Here is a 14476-nt window from a genome sequence, read left to right on the forward strand (position 1 = left end):
AGATCCCAATGAATTAAAAAAATACGATGTTGTATATTTATTTAAAGCTGAATTTACAAAGTGAGGACCTGTGTAATACTTAAGATTTAATATCAGCAAATATTAGAAGAAACCATTCGGCAAAAGGGCGCAGTAATCGAATAAGCGCGTCCTTCTGTATTAGGCAATATTGGTGAGTATTTCGCCATTGGAAATATGATATATTGCCTATAATATGATCCTGGAGGTGTAGCGTGGTTCATATAGTATTTGGAAGAGCTGCGAAAGGTAGTTTGAAACTTACTTTACGTGAGGAAGGTCATAAGATTATTGGATTACCAATTGACTTTTCTGTGGGACCTATCACCAATATTCATAAAAAAGGAGGCATCAAAGATCATTTTACTTGGTTGAAGTCTTCCTTCCATCCGATGTGGAGCAATCCTGAAGATGATCAAACAGCCTACCAGCAGGCATTACAACAGTTGTTGGAAATAAAGAATGATGAAGAAGTAACTATTTGGACTTGCGAAAATGCTACAGAGCAAATTGGCCTTCGAATCAGTTGCTATTTATTAAAAGATAAGAAAGTTAAACTAAACTTTGTAAATACATTTAAAGCAATGCATGACTTTACAAGACATAAGGAAGTTCGAATTGCTATTCGCCATACGGGTGAATGTAACGCAAAGCAGCTCGCTCATTTTTATGAATATTCACTTTATCCAATTTCAGAGGAAATGAGGCGAAGTTTAGAGCAAGAGGGAGAAGGATTAACTCAAAGTAAGAGTATTATTCGTTCTTGGGAACAAAGAGAAATAATTCATGAGCTAGAAGCAAGGTATGATTCGTTTATTATAAAGTGTGCCAAAAGGCTGCATTATGAAATGTGCGATTTTGAATTTATAAATGCAACAAGAGTTATTGGAGAAGTGATTGGGCATTCAGAACAATTATTATCTGATGCTTGGGTTGAATATCGCATTCGTTCACTTATTCATTCTGGTCATTTGATATATGAAGGTGATCTACAATCCACGCGTATGTATAAAATAAAAGTAGTATAGTAATGTACTGTTTTTCAGTATACCGCAAACGGGCGCTTATCTGGAATAAGAAATAGCGGCAATACTGAACAATCGGGCTATTATGTGGAACAGACGCAGGGATTTTATATGGTAAATCTGAATAGGACAATGAGCTGTATAAAATAAAAAAAGGAGGCTAGCAATGGACACTCTAACTATTAATGAACTTCAATCCCAGGAGGAAATTCTTGAAGCGTTTCCGGTAATGAATCAATTACGCACTCATCTTGATGAAGCTACTTATCTTGATTTGGTGACAGAAGCTAAAGAAAAGGATATGTACAGGTTATTTGCTTTGTATGATCAAGAAGAAATTGTTGCAGTTACTGGGTTTAAACCTATGATAACTCTATATTATGGGCGTTTTGTTTGGGTGTGTGATTTAGTTACTGATAGCAGTAAACGGTCGAACGGATATGGAGAGAGACTTCTTTCTTATGTACATAAATGGGCTAAAGAAAATGGCTATGAAAGCGTGGCCTTGTCATCTGGACTAAAACGTACAGATGCTCATCGTTTTTATGAAGAAAGAATGGATTATGGAAAGGTGAGTTATGTGTTTAAGAAACCATTGGATTCATAATAATTCCTCAATAGGACACACTTGCGAGATAAATGGTAATATCCAAGTTGCCAGTAGGACCATTTTCTTGAATAGAAACAGTTTAGTTTCAAAAACTAAACTGAGGTGATGAGTATGAAAAGGCTAGCTGTTAGTCTTATCTTAATTATTTTTTTAGTGAGTTATAGCGTCCCAGCATACGCACAAACGATAAATGAAGCTGATACGGAATTATGTGATTCATTAAAATATGCACTAATCAATAGCCTGAGAGAGCCAGTTGATAAAGCAATAGCTGAAATTTATAAAGACGATGATAAAGCACCAGAAGGTCTTACTTGGGCTTCATATGATACGGAAATATTAAAAATAAAACAATTATATGGTGTAGGCGGGGCATATAAGATTACTTTAAAAGTAAAACCTTATTATCGGGCTCATATTACCTATGGCAAAGATAAGATTGTAGTAAGTTCAGAAGGTAAGTTAATCAATTATGAACATCTAAAAACTTATCCGAGAGTGGATTTTAATTAGCTAACATACGGCTCCATCAACGGGCGCTTGAGCTTAAAAACCTTGATTTCACTATGCCACAAACGGTGGCGCTTGTTGCATAACTAGACATTCTAAATAAAGAGAGGAAACTAAAATGGAAATGAATGAGATAACCAGTATCGTTGGTGTTGTTGTAGCTATAGTAGCAGTAGGAATTTCCGTTGCATCTCTAATACAAAATCAAAAGTCTGTTGAAAGAGCTAATAGACCATACGTAGTAGTTTATATGGATATTCTTCAACTTTTAAGTACTAGAAATAAATTTATCATTATCAAAAATTTCGGAAAGACGGGGGCTATAATTAACTCATTAACTTTTTTTCCAGAATATTATAGTAAACCGTTACAACAAGAAGTATTTAAAAATATAAAAGATACGTTTATAGCGCCAAATCAATCTTTTACAACAATAAAAGATTTGGGTAAATCAGATGATTATAAAAAAATAACAGCAAAAATAAAATACTCAGTAGGGAAAAAACAATATGAAGACGAGTTTGTATTAAACGAATACATTGCGAAAGATGCACTCATACCAAAAACAAAACCTAGTGAAAATTTGACTAAAGAAGAAGTATTAACAAATTTAACTGAAGAAGTATTAAGACGTTCGCTATAAAATACATAGCATAAAGAATTAGAGGTTGCTTTGATGTGTTTTCGAAGTAATGTTTTGCTAGAACATTACTCGAAAGATAAATTGCTAATGCTAAGATTAAAATAATCTATTAAACAATCGGCCGCCTATCCGGAACAATGCAAACAGAGTAAAGGAGGTTTTGTATGGATAAACAAGCTCTGTCTCATAGTTTTAAAAAATTTGCTGAGGAAGAATGCAAAGGTACAAGTGAATTATATGAATTTCTATCCTTACAAGTAGCTTCTGATGAGCAACTACTTGAGTTATCTACTTATGTAAGAGAAGGACAGCCCAGACCGAACATGTTATTTGGGGCTGTTCATCATTTATTATTACAAGGATTAAATCATGATTTGAAATATTATTATCCAAGTATAACTAACCCACCTAAGAATAAAAAAGACTCTTTTCCTTTATTTAAGGATTTTTGTTCAGAGAATGAGGACGTAATTATAGAGATTCTAAAAGTCCGGTGAAAAACTATATTTTTCATCCATCAAAGATGCGAGAGATGCAAGCAAAGACCCGAATTTTTCGGCTCTCCGCTATTTAATATGGAAAAAACAGTATAATAGAGCTACATCCAATCTATTATTTACCGGTTAAAACCAAAAACCGGACAAGGGAATGGATTCGATTGCTTCGCTCTGCATTCACCACCTGTNATTCACTAATAAGGAATGGCGCCAATATGGCACATTGCTTAATTAATGGAGTGATAGTATGTCTAAGAAAAAGAAGATTAATAATAAAACAAGAGAATATTTACATGGCGGTATAATGGTCCTGATCATTATATTGTTAATAGTTATTTTTGATTTGCCTAAAACACCCCTCATTACTCTCGCAATAGTTATTCCCGTTGTTATATTTCTTCATGAAGTATTCCCTCATAAAAGTAAAGGAGGAAGAAAAAGAGAGTACCTCACGGCTATCCTATTTTTTGCAGTTTTTGCTGTTTTTATCTTAATTTTTGATCTACCGAAGAAACTGTATATCGTTATGGGGGTTTTAGCTGTTTCTGATGTTTTGCTTTATGAAGTGTTTGATATTAAGGATAATGAAAATAATACTTAAAAAGTCTACTGCGATCGGGCGTGTAATTGAGTATTATGCTTTTCTATAAATTGGATCTTTTGTTGGGCGAAGGGGGTTGAGAATGTCAGATTTCGTTCTTCCCGTGCTTATTACATTATTTGTTGTTATTATTTTATCCATCATTTTTAAAGGAAAGGATAAAGTGGATAGAGGATTTAAAATAAATTACTTCAAACTATCTTATAGAAGAAAAATGATTAGGACCATCATATTTATTCCTATAAATATTCTGCTACTCATTTTTATTTACGCTTATACAGACTGGAGTATGCTAGTAAACGTATTTTTGGGACTATTACTACTTATAGCTATTCTTGTTCAGCTAATTTATAATTTCAATATGTGGAAGAAAACTGAAAATAGTTAAAGCCAAATTCAACTATACCACTAATTGTAGAAAACGACTATTCCATAAAAGGGTGCAGTTGTCGCACAAGGTTTATGCTTATATTGAGCCAGATTGCGGGAGTAAGGAGATTAATCAATCTATGAAAGAAAAGATAAAGAATATAATCGGAATGACACTTTTCGCTATATATATAATGGGAATTTTAATAGGGATTTATTTCCTTGGAATAGCGGGGGTTTTTGAAATACTTGGTGTTCAGTATCAATCAATCTGGTCATTAATCATCTTTGTAATAAGTATCTTTATTTTGGGATTGCCAGTTGATTTGGTTTTAGGTGCTATGGCTGATTTATCTGTTAAAAAATACGAGGAAAGATAACAGCATTTGTTATCCAATTTCTTTTTGGATTTGTCACAAACTGGGTAGTTATTTTTATAGTGGATGCATTTATGAGCGGTATTAATCTTTCACCTGGAGCAAAGTTGGTCGTTTCACTGATATTAACCTTTTTTGAGTCGATATTTGGAAATGAAAAAAATAAACACAAAGAAGCAGCAGTTTGATATATTGTTTGACAAGTTTGTTCCGTTAACGGGTCCTTAGTAAGAATAAGCCCTAATATCGTATATGGAGGTGATGGATAAAAATGAGGACGTTATTAGAACTGTTACGTATTATAATTATTTTTGCACTGCTTGGTGGATTAGGGTGGATGCTCATAGAAAATATTTATACGGTCAATGAAGCAACTGAAGCTTATTCTTGGTTAGGTGCAATAGCTATTTTATTACTGCTGTTTGTGTTGTACAGGAATAAGTTACAATTCTCAGGATGGTATAAAGGAAAAGGCAAAGTTAAGCTTCCAAAGTCTGTTTCCTATACCCTAATTTCGAGTTCTATATTACTTATTATCTCACCCTTTGTATTAGGTTTAGTCTTAAACTAACGGGCGCGCGCGACAAGTTCCGCTATAAACGCTTAGAAGCGTGAACATGCGGGGAATTTTAATGAATTCCAACGTTACAACGGAGGATGGGAATGACGGAACCATGTTTCCTGAAACCATCCCGTCAACAAATCCTGCATGCGTCAAGGCTGACAGGCTTTGGGGTATGAAGCACAGGTGATTCGGCAGAACGAAGGCTGGAGCCACTCTCAATGAGAAGGTATGCCGACGGATATGCCGCGCGGCTGAAAAACTGGATATGGTGAGAATGTTCTCACGAAAGGGAACTGACAAACTTCCGAATGTACGGGTCTAGAGTTTGAACATAGGAAACTTATGTGTCATCCAACGATGACGTGAGTGGTGTAGAGTAAAAATGCGCCCTCTGAAATACGCTATACCGAACAAAGGGCCAACCTAAAACCAAACGGGCGCTTTCCTTGAATAAAAAGGTGCCCTTAGAAGAATTAAATATCAGGGGGTCTCAACGATGAATGTTTACTATCACAGTTATTTAAAGTCGCTCAAAAAGAACTTTATGTTAGTAATAATGGCATTGGTTTTGTTAGTTCCAACCTTTTTTATATGGGCTGGCGTTCCTTTCTTTATCATTGGGGGAGCAGTGGAAAATATAACTACTAACCCATTGTTGGTTTATATAAGTATTTCACTTTCGGGAGGACTTCTGTTTTCTTTATACTTTGTGCCAATCAATTTAAAAGCTGCAAAAAATATGGCAAATACAACGGGTTATGACGTGGTAAAATCACTTATTTGCATACAAACAATATTTATAATTCTATGTTCAGTAATTTTTGGAATAATTTCAAATATCATTGTTCCGTAATCGGACGCCGTAATCGAATAAGGAAGCTTCTTCTAACACGTAATGGTTAAATATTCATTTAAAAGACAATTACGTCTAATGCCAGTTTAAAAAGATGTTGGGATGGTGTGTTTGATTATGTCGTATTCTTTCACTGGAATTGATCACGTTCAACTAGCTGCACCAAAAGATAGCGAAGATGAAGCGCGGAATTTCTTTAGCAGTATTCTTGGCATGGAAGAAATCCCTAAACCAGAAAACATGGCGAAACGTGGTGGCGTTTGGTTTAAATGCGGAACCCACCAGCTTCATATAGGAATTCAAGAGGACTTTATCCCTGCTAAAAAAGCTCATCCAGCTTTTCATGTCGAGAATTTAGAAGGACTGCGTGAACAGCTCATCAATCAGGGAGTTAAGGTTAAAGAAGATGAACCACTAGAAAGCGCAAAGCGGTTTTATGTTGACGATCCGTTTGGGAATCGCCTTGAATTTCTTCAATGGGTTAAATAATTGCCCTTGTGGTTTGTACCGTTATACCAGCCAATTGCTAACAATTGCGAAAGAAAGTCCCCATTATTGACCACCTATATATTATAAATTGTAAAGGCGTGATGACATGAAGCAAATTCTTTTCAGCTTGGTCTTTTTGCTGGTTGTGCTATCAGCGTGCAATAATAAGGAGATGGAAACCAATTATTATTTGTCCCTGTCAGGAGAAAGCGACCACTGGAAATTGAATAGCTATGAAATCGTGATAACGCCCGAAGGCTCTAAAGCAGGGAATGGGACACTGACTATGAAGAATGAAGACGAACATATGGCTGACTTTTTCAGTTTTGATACCTATGCAGTCGTAGACGGAGAGAAAAATAGATTCCATGGACGCTCAATATCCGGGCAGACTGATATCGCCGAACAGATCATCGGGACAATCGAGGGCGAAGAGGAAGCTTTGACAGAACTGTCCGAAGTAAATGAAATCTACGTGGTTGTCAACTGGAACGATGATGATGCAGATGGCGACAAAGAAGAAGTGCTGGTCCTGTATAACAAAGATAAAAACGGCAAGACATTTCTGAACTAGACGCAGGTTGTTGGACCGCTAATTTTATTAAACAACACCTGGAGGCCCGCTATTTATGTATCCCGTTGCCCAGGAGCTCGCGCCACCTCAAGCTTCCGACGCGCAGGAAAAGGTCGTGCGAATTCTGGGGCTGCTGCGCGAAATTCTGGGGCCGTCGCGCGAATTCGTGGGGCTGCTGCGCGAAATCCTGGGACCGTTGCGCGAAATTGCGGGGTAGTCGCGCGAAAACGCGGGGTAGTCGCGCGAAATTCTGGGACTGCTGCGCGAATTCGAGGGGTCGTCGCACGATAAAGCACCGACAGAACAAAAAATGCTTTCCCTTTTCGAGGACGTCGTGAACTTAGGTGGCCGGATCTCTTATGAACACGCAATATTAATGAAACAAACAGCCGATTCATGCGAACGCTTCACATCAACCCATTCTTCACCAAAACAGCCTTAATCATCGTATAACTATAATCTTCTGGCAGTGCCTCTTTTAGCGGTTTCAGCTTCGGTTCGCTGAGTTTCTCCCGGGCAGCTAAAACAGCTGTTTCGACATCTGCGTTGAGAAATATCTCCCAGGCAATCGGGTGCCCATCCTTGAATGCTTTAAACAAATGTCCCTCTATCGTCTGGGGTGTCAGCTCCCTTATCGCCGCAATATCTTTGATTGATTTGCCGGACTGGAACATTGTATAACTGATCACGTGGCTTGGGCGGTCGTCAGCCTGTTTGTCATTTTTAGGTTGAGATCCCGTACTGCCGCCCACTATTTTGACGGGTCTGGTGGAGTCGGGGTGCTCTCGGCGCCACGCCTGAACAACAGCAAGAAACGCCTCGCCATACTGCTCATATTTCTTTTCACCGACGCCTTTGATGGCCAGCATATCTTCTTTCGTTTCTGGAAAATAGCGGCTCATTTCTTTCAGCGTCGCATCGGAGAACAGGACATATGGTGGAACGCCTTGTTCATCCGCCATTTTCTTTCGCAGTTCTCGTAATGACGCAAACAGGTCTTCCTGATAATCAGCCTGTTCAGCTTCAGGGATGGGTGCTGTGTACATCCAGACCGGCCGTTTCCCTTTCAGTACATCGACTGAATGATGGTTTAACTGCAATGTCGGGAACTTGCCGTCTTGTGTTGCCAGCAATTGTTCAGCCACCAAAAATTGAACCCGCTCATTAATGGCTTTTTCCGTATAAGCAGACAGGATACCATAGGTGGACAGCTTATGCAGGCCGAATTGGCGGATCCGACTGTCTTTGGACCCTTTCAGGACTTTGGCAGTCATGCTTACGCCAAACCGTTCCCCCATCCGTTTGACACACGACAAGATCATTTGCGCCTCTTCGGTTATGTCGACACGCTCCTGCAGGTGGTGGCAGTTGCTGCAGCGGCCGCATGTGTCCCCGGCAGCCGTCTCGTCATTAAAATAATCAAGCATATAGGCTGTCAGGCAGCCATGCGTATGGCAATAGTTGATCATCGCCTGCAGCTTCCGGTATTCATGCTGCTTGGCATGGTCGTCCATGAGGGATTGTTCAATCAAAAATTTCTGTAGCTGCACATCCTGTGGTGAAAACAGTAGGATACAGTCACTGTGTTCGCCGTCGCGTCCGGCTCTACCTGCTTCTTGATAATACGCCTCAATTGTCATCGGCATGGCGTAATGGATAATAAATCGTACATCGGATTTATCGATTCCCATCCCAAATGCGTTGGTGGCAATCATAACGGTTTTTTCATCGTGGATAAACGCCGTCTGGGCCTGTTTTCGTTCATCTTCTGTCAGTCCGGCATGGTATTTGGCAGCCGGCAAGCCACGCCGGCTCAACTGATCGTACAGGGTATCCGCTTGTTTTCGTGTGGCTGTGTAAATAATGCCGGATTCATGTTTATGTTCCTGCATAAATGAGCGGATGTACGTCGGTTTATCTTTTCCTTTGGCAATATGAAAGGAGAGGTTTTCCCGTTCAAACCCGGTTTTGACAACGTGCTTGCTGGCAATCTGCAATAATGTCTGAATATCGGCCATCACGTCTACCGTTGCTGTTGCAGTTAATGCGACGGTGACAGGGATGTTCGGCAGTCGCTGTAAATTCGGAATGATGGACCGGTAACTCGGCCTGAAGTCATGCCCCCATTGGGAAATGCAGTGTGCTTCATCAAACGCAACCAGGGCAATCCGGATGCGATTCATGGCGTCCATAAATCGACCGGACTCAAATCGTTCCGGTGCGGCATAAACGAATTTGTATTTGCCGGCTTCAATATCCGAAAGGCGTGTCTGCTGTTCGCTAGTTGTCAGTGAGCTATTGATGTAAGTTGCCGGGATGCCCAGTGTCTGTAATGCATCGACCTGATCCTTCATCAGGGAAATGAGCGGTGAAATGATAATTGCGGTGCCGTCCAATGCCATGCCGGGAATCTGATAGCACAGGGATTTTCCCCCACCCGTCGGCATCACTGCCAGCGTGTTATTCAGGCTCATAATGTTGTTGATCGTCTGCTTCTGGCCGGCGCGGAAGGTGTCATAGCCGAAATAGGTCTGCAGAATCTGTTCAGGTTGTTTTATCATAATTCCGATTCCCCTTGTTCCAAATCCCTGTTTACCCCCATTTTCAAACGCGTACTGCGTAAGTCTTCCTTATCTTAACATATGAATTTCGGTTCCAACCACTAAGAAAAAACGCTGACGCGTCTTTTCAGATGCAAGAGGTCAGAAGTCGGATTGGAAGAAATCGGCGAAGTAGCCGATTTCGGTATTGAAAACGTCGCCCAAAATTTTATAGTTTCTCATCTTGTAAAAAAGAGCTGAGTATCTCAGCCCTTTAATGCGAATAAGACGCTGCCCCCCGACCTTTGAACAAATAGCCAGCCAGCCCGCCAATGATGGCCGGTACAAGCCAGCCGAGCCCGATGGAGAAAAACGGTAAATGGGCCATAACGGAGGTAACAGCCGGCATATCGACCCCGAATTCCGCCAGCCCGTCATACAGGGACACAATCGCCGTCATCAGAATAGCGCCTTGGTAGACAGCCGGCGACCCGCCAAACAATTTGTGCAGAAAGGTCAGCATAATCAGCACGATGGCAATCGGATAAATGAACGTTAGTACCGGGACGGATACACCGATAATCGTATTCAATCCCTGGTTGGCGATCAGATAACTGGCAGCGGTGACCAGCGCAATGATCAAATGGTACGGCATCCCGGTTATTTTATGGAAAAACTGTCCGCATGCCACGACCAGTCCAACTGACGTGCTGAAACAAGCGAGTGCCACAATAACACCGAGTATAAGCGCACCGAAACTGCCGAATATGGTATCGGCAGCACTCGACAAAATCGCCCCGCCATTGGAAAAATTGCCTTCACCGGCCATTTTCGTACCGATCCAGCCGATGGACGTGTACACGGCGGTTAGCCCGATACCTGCGACCAAGCCGGCTTTCAATGTCGCCGTCACAAGCCCTTTCCGGGTCGCAATGCCACGGTCTTTAAACGCGCCGACGACAATAATCCCAAAAGCGAGTGCGGCAATCGCATCCATCGTCAAATAACCTTCCACAAAACCGGTGAAAAAGGGAGCCGCCATATACTTTTCCCCGGGTTTTCCTGAGGCATGACCCAGCAGCAGGAAACCGCCGATACAAAGCACAACAATGGCCATCAGTAAAACGGGTGTTAAAAATTGGCCGATCCGATCGACAAGTTTGGACGGGTTCAGGCTGACGAGATAGACCAACACGAAAAAAATCGTCGTAAACAGGAACAGCAAAACAGCCGTCGCACTGGTGAATGGTTCAATTGTCATTTCAAACGCTACAGTGGCCGTGCGTGGAATCCCGAAAAACGGGCCGATCGCCAGGTAGACCAATGAGGTGAAAATCAGGCCGAATAGCGGATGTACCTGATCTGCCAGTTCTCTGGCGTCGTTTTTAACAAAGGATACAGCGGCAACAGCGAGGATTGGTAATCCGACACCCGTTAGAATAAAGCCGGCAATGGCCGCCCAATAGGATGACCCGGATTCAATTCCCAACGTCGGTGGATAAATCAGGTTACCAGCTCCGAAAAATAATGCAAATAACATAAACCCGATGATAACGGTATCTTTTTTCATAGACGTGTTCCTTTCAATATATTTCCCAATAAAAAATTAAATAGTCTGAAAAAATGGTTTAAAAATATTTTGAAATGCCGCAAAGCAGAAATAGTTTAACAAGTTACGTCGAAATTTGTCAATCTGTTTTGGAGGGTTGTATGTGACGTTTTTGTGATGATATTTTGTTGATTGGTGATTTTTTTTCAAACGAATATGTTTACATTCCTTTTTGACCCATTTAAAATAACCTTATCTCATTAAACACGAAAAATCGAATTCGCTATAGTGACAATTAATATTATCACTGTTCATGGAAAATATAAGATGTAAAGGGGGACGCGTATGGTGCCATCTCTTTTATTTGAAGTGATGTTAATCGGTCTCTTGGGGATAGGTTCCCAGTGGGTGTCCTGGCGCTACAGGATGCCGGCCATTGTTATTATGTCCATAACAGGATTGCTTGCAGGTCCGATCCTGGGACTTATGAACCCTGAAGAAGACTTTGGTGATCTATATAATCCGATTATATCTGTAGCCGTTGCGATCATTCTGTTTGAAGGCAGTTTGAATTTAAGTTTTAAGGAAATTCGCGGCCTCGGCCGTCCGGTTTTCCGGATTTCCACGATCGGCGCCTTTCTGGCATGGATTCTCGGATCACTGGCGGCACACTATGTGGCAGGGCTGAATTGGGCTGCTGCATTCGTCATCGGCGGCTTGTTTATTGTGACAGGACCGACCGTCATCATGCCGCTGTTGCGCCAGTCCAAATTAAAGCCTCGCCCCGCCAAGGTTCTGAAGTGGGAAGGGATCATTGTTGACCCGCTCGGTGCGCTGTTGGCTGTTTTCGCGTTTGAAATTATTACGTTTTTCACAGCTAATAACCCGGATGGCTCGGCACTCCTTATATTCTTTGCGGCTTCTGTTTTTGCCGGTATCTTAGGTTGGGCATGTGGCCGTGGTATCGGCTGGATGTTTGAAACCGGCTATATGCCAGAGTTTTTGAAATCGCCCGCCGTGTTCATCGTGGTGATTGCCTGTTTCACCTTTGCCGATGAGATTGTCCATGAAACGGGGCTGCTTGCTGTCACCGCCATGGGCATGACGCTTGCCAATATGGGGATCAGTTCCATTCAAGACATGCGCCACTTTAAAGAGAACATCTCGATACTGCTTATTTCGGCCATTTTTATCATGCTGACAGCCTCACTACAGCTGGAGACATTGCTGAAAGTATTCGATCCGACCATTATGGGCTATGTCCTGTTGATGATGTTTATCGTGCGGCCTTTGTCTATTTTTCTGTCAACGATCGGAACAGACTTATCGCTGAATGAAAAATTATTACTCGGGTGGATTGCGCCCCGGGGGATTGTCGCATTAACGGTTTCCAGCTATTTTGCGTCGATCCTGAGCCAAGCGGGCTATGCGGATGCCACGCTAATTACGACGATCACATTTGCGCTGGTATTTTCAACCGTTGTGGCCCACGGTTTTTCGATCGGCTGGCTTGCCAAAAAGCTTCATTTGTCCAAGGAAGGCAGACCCGGCACACTGATTGTCGGCAGCAACAATTTTACGGTGAATCTGGCTAAATCGCTACAAAAGGCAAGAGCCCCGGTCATTGTTGTCGATTCATCGTGGGAAAGACTGCGCAGAGCCCGTGAGGCGGGGGTTCCGTTCTATCATGGCCAAATGTTATCGGAGCAGACCGAATACAATCTGGATACGATTCCTTATGAGTATTTGATTGCTGCTACTGAGTATAATTCATACAATGCGCTTATCTGTACCACGTTTATGCCGGAGTATGGCCGGACCAATGTTTTCAAGGTGAGCCCGTACCGTCATGATTTGAATGGCATGGGGGACATCGTCAACAAAGTCGGCGGCCGGATTTTGTTCAAACAGGAATTGTCGCTTGACGACTTAAACCAGAAAACAAAAGAAAACTATATTTTCCGGCAAACGACCCTTACGAATCAGTACAGTTATAAACAGTATCTGCAGGATAAAGATGATGACACGGTACTACTGTATGTCATGAAACCGTCAGGCAGGCTGAAATATTTCTCAGAGGAATTACGGATCACCCCGGAAACCGGTGATATTGTTGTCAGCCTGACCCCGCCGGTAAAAGAAATTAAGAAAATAAAGAAACGCCTGGAAAACCAGCGCAGCAACAACGGAAACGGCAATACCAATGGCAGCAGCCATAACAGCTAGTAATACCAGGTAGAAGGGCTGTCCTCGACGGGCAGTCTTTATTTATGGTTTAGGAGACTATAGAATTGGCTGGATGTCGAATTTTCCTGTCAGGGCGGTTCAGGACTATCAACAGAAGAGCCGGAAGAATCAACAGAAGAGCCGGAAGAATCGACAGAAGAGCGAGAATATCAACAGAAGAGCTGGAAGAATCAACAGAAGAGCCGGAAGAATCAACAGAAGAGCGAGAATATCAACAGAAGAGCGGAAATATCGACAGAAGAGTGGGAAGAATCAACGGAAGAGCGGAAGAATCAACAGAAGAGCGGGAATATCAACAGAAGAGCAGGAGAATCAACAGAAGAGCGAGAATATCAACAGAAGAGCAGGAGAATCAACAGAAGAGCGGGAATATCAACAGAAGAGCGGGAGAATCGACAGAAGAGCCGGAAGAATCAACAGAAGAGCGAGAATATCAACAGAAGAGCTGGAAGAATCAACAGAAGAGCTGGAAGAATCGACAGAAGAGCGAGAATATCAACAGAAGAGCCGGAAGAATCAACAGAAGAGCTGGAAGAATCAACAGAAGAGCTGGAAGAATCGACAGAATAGCAAGAATATCAACCGGAGAACGGAAACATCCCCCTGAGAACGTCAAGCCACCCCGCCAAAAAACCAGGGCGCCTGTTACGAGGCTCCCCGGTTTAGTCAGTCCAATGCATCCAGTTGTTTATTCAGCTCGGCGACACGCTCTTCAATCTCAATCATCTTTCTTTCCCCGGTTGACGTGTTGACCCCGAATGAGGTGGCCTTTTCCACGTCACCCTGTATCCGCACATAATCTGATTTCAATTCGGCGAGTTCCGCTTCGATTTGTTCTTTTGTCATAAAAATCACGCTCCCTGCTACCAGTTTAGCTGAAGTCACCTTTACAAAACAAGGATATGCGTTATGATAAGATAAATAACCGGTCAGTTTTTCTTTGGACAATAAGAAACAGTAAAACTTTGGATGACGTTTTCAATACCGAGATCGGCTTACACACACCGAA

Annotated in this window: 19 protein-coding genes; 16 read left to right on the forward strand and 3 right to left on the reverse strand. The window is 41.8% G+C overall.

Going from position 1 to position 14476, the window contains the following annotated elements:
- Nucleotides 1–233 precede the first annotated feature (233 nt).
- The 14 genes from ACFQ4A_RS07745 to ACFQ4A_RS07810 all read left to right on the forward strand — a co-directional run bounded on the left by ACFQ4A_RS07745 (nucleotide 234) and on the right by ACFQ4A_RS07810 (nucleotide 7348).
- Nucleotides 234–1046, forward strand: a complete 813-nt coding sequence (locus ACFQ4A_RS07745; protein WP_382399248.1) for a DUF1835 domain-containing protein — start codon at nucleotides 234–236, stop codon at nucleotides 1044–1046.
- Nucleotides 1047–1209: 163 nt separating this feature from the next.
- Nucleotides 1210–1650, forward strand: a complete 441-nt coding sequence (locus tag ACFQ4A_RS07750) for a GNAT family N-acetyltransferase (RefSeq protein ID WP_382399250.1) — start codon at nucleotides 1210–1212, stop codon at nucleotides 1648–1650.
- A 114-nt stretch (nucleotides 1651–1764) separates the two neighbouring features.
- The gene (locus ACFQ4A_RS07755) at nucleotides 1765–2166 is read left to right on the forward strand and encodes a DUF3888 domain-containing protein (protein ID WP_382399252.1); all 402 of its coding nucleotides are present in this window, start codon (nucleotides 1765–1767) and stop codon (nucleotides 2164–2166) included.
- A 115-nt stretch (nucleotides 2167–2281) separates the two neighbouring features.
- Nucleotides 2282–2806: a hypothetical protein gene (locus ACFQ4A_RS07760; protein WP_382399254.1), complete on the forward strand. Its 525-nt coding sequence runs from the start codon at nucleotides 2282–2284 to the stop codon at nucleotides 2804–2806.
- 164 nt (nucleotides 2807–2970) lie between these two features.
- Entirely contained in the window at nucleotides 2971–3303 is a 333-nt protein-coding gene (locus ACFQ4A_RS07765) for a DUF2332 family protein (protein WP_382399256.1), read from the forward strand.
- A 247-nt stretch (nucleotides 3304–3550) separates the two neighbouring features.
- Nucleotides 3551–3904 carry a hypothetical protein gene (locus ACFQ4A_RS07770; protein ID WP_382399258.1) on the forward strand — a complete coding sequence of 118 codons (354 nt, stop codon included), beginning with the start codon at nucleotides 3551–3553 and terminating at the stop codon, nucleotides 3902–3904.
- A gap of 82 nt (nucleotides 3905–3986) precedes the next feature.
- Nucleotides 3987–4292 (forward strand): ATPase, encoded by a 306-nt coding sequence (locus ACFQ4A_RS07775; protein WP_382399260.1) that lies wholly within the window; start codon nucleotides 3987–3989, stop codon nucleotides 4290–4292.
- A 121-nt stretch (nucleotides 4293–4413) separates the two neighbouring features.
- The gene (locus tag ACFQ4A_RS07780; RefSeq protein ID WP_382399262.1) at nucleotides 4414–4653 is read left to right on the forward strand and encodes a YrvL family regulatory protein; all 240 of its coding nucleotides are present in this window, start codon (nucleotides 4414–4416) and stop codon (nucleotides 4651–4653) included.
- Between the two features lie 56 nt (nucleotides 4654–4709).
- Entirely contained in the window at nucleotides 4710–4838 is a 129-nt protein-coding gene (locus ACFQ4A_RS07785; RefSeq protein ID WP_382399373.1) for a hypothetical protein, read from the forward strand.
- An 83-nt stretch (nucleotides 4839–4921) separates the two neighbouring features.
- On the forward strand, nucleotides 4922–5221 hold the full coding sequence (locus ACFQ4A_RS07790; protein ID WP_382399264.1) for a hypothetical protein: 300 nt from the start codon (nucleotides 4922–4924) through the stop codon (nucleotides 5219–5221).
- A gap of 490 nt (nucleotides 5222–5711) precedes the next feature.
- Nucleotides 5712–6068, forward strand: coding sequence for a hypothetical protein (locus ACFQ4A_RS07795; RefSeq protein WP_382399266.1), 357 nt, complete (start codon nucleotides 5712–5714; stop codon nucleotides 6066–6068).
- Between the two features lie 117 nt (nucleotides 6069–6185).
- A complete protein-coding gene (locus ACFQ4A_RS07800; protein ID WP_382399375.1) occupies nucleotides 6186–6557 on the forward strand; it encodes a VOC family protein in 372 nt (123 codons plus the stop codon).
- Between the two features lie 106 nt (nucleotides 6558–6663).
- Entirely contained in the window at nucleotides 6664–7131 is a 468-nt protein-coding gene (locus tag ACFQ4A_RS07805) for a hypothetical protein (RefSeq protein WP_382399268.1), read from the forward strand.
- Between the two features lie 55 nt (nucleotides 7132–7186).
- Entirely contained in the window at nucleotides 7187–7348 is a 162-nt protein-coding gene (locus ACFQ4A_RS07810; protein ID WP_382399270.1) for a hypothetical protein, read from the forward strand.
- Nucleotides 7349–7538: 190 nt separating this feature from the next.
- Here ACFQ4A_RS07810 and recQ read toward each other — a convergent pair whose 3' ends face one another.
- Together recQ and brnQ are read right to left on the reverse strand one after the other, a co-directional pair.
- A complete protein-coding gene (gene recQ / locus ACFQ4A_RS07815) occupies nucleotides 7539–9692 on the reverse strand; it encodes a DNA helicase RecQ (protein WP_382399272.1) in 2154 nt (717 codons plus the stop codon).
- 253 nt (nucleotides 9693–9945) lie between these two features.
- On the reverse strand, nucleotides 9946–11241 hold the full coding sequence (gene brnQ, locus ACFQ4A_RS07820; protein WP_382399274.1) for a branched-chain amino acid transport system II carrier protein: 1296 nt from the start codon (nucleotides 11239–11241) through the stop codon (nucleotides 9946–9948).
- 324 nt (nucleotides 11242–11565) lie between these two features.
- Here brnQ and ACFQ4A_RS07825 point away from each other — a divergent pair, with 324 nt between their 5' ends.
- Nucleotides 11566–13446 (forward strand): cation:proton antiporter, encoded by a 1881-nt coding sequence (locus tag ACFQ4A_RS07825; RefSeq protein WP_382399276.1) that lies wholly within the window; start codon nucleotides 11566–11568, stop codon nucleotides 13444–13446.
- A gap of 73 nt (nucleotides 13447–13519) precedes the next feature.
- The gene (locus ACFQ4A_RS07830) at nucleotides 13520–14074 is read left to right on the forward strand and encodes a hypothetical protein (protein WP_382399278.1); all 555 of its coding nucleotides are present in this window, start codon (nucleotides 13520–13522) and stop codon (nucleotides 14072–14074) included.
- Nucleotides 14075–14133: 59 nt separating this feature from the next.
- Here ACFQ4A_RS07830 and ACFQ4A_RS07835 read toward each other — a convergent pair whose 3' ends face one another.
- Nucleotides 14134–14313, reverse strand: a complete 180-nt coding sequence (locus tag ACFQ4A_RS07835; RefSeq protein WP_382399280.1) for an SE1832 family protein — start codon at nucleotides 14311–14313, stop codon at nucleotides 14134–14136.
- Between the last annotated feature and the right edge of the window lie 163 nt (nucleotides 14314–14476).

The organism is Lentibacillus salinarum, from assembly GCF_042679865.1.
GTDB classification, from domain to species: Bacteria; Bacillota; Bacilli; order Bacillales; family Amphibacillaceae; genus Lentibacillus; species Lentibacillus salinarum.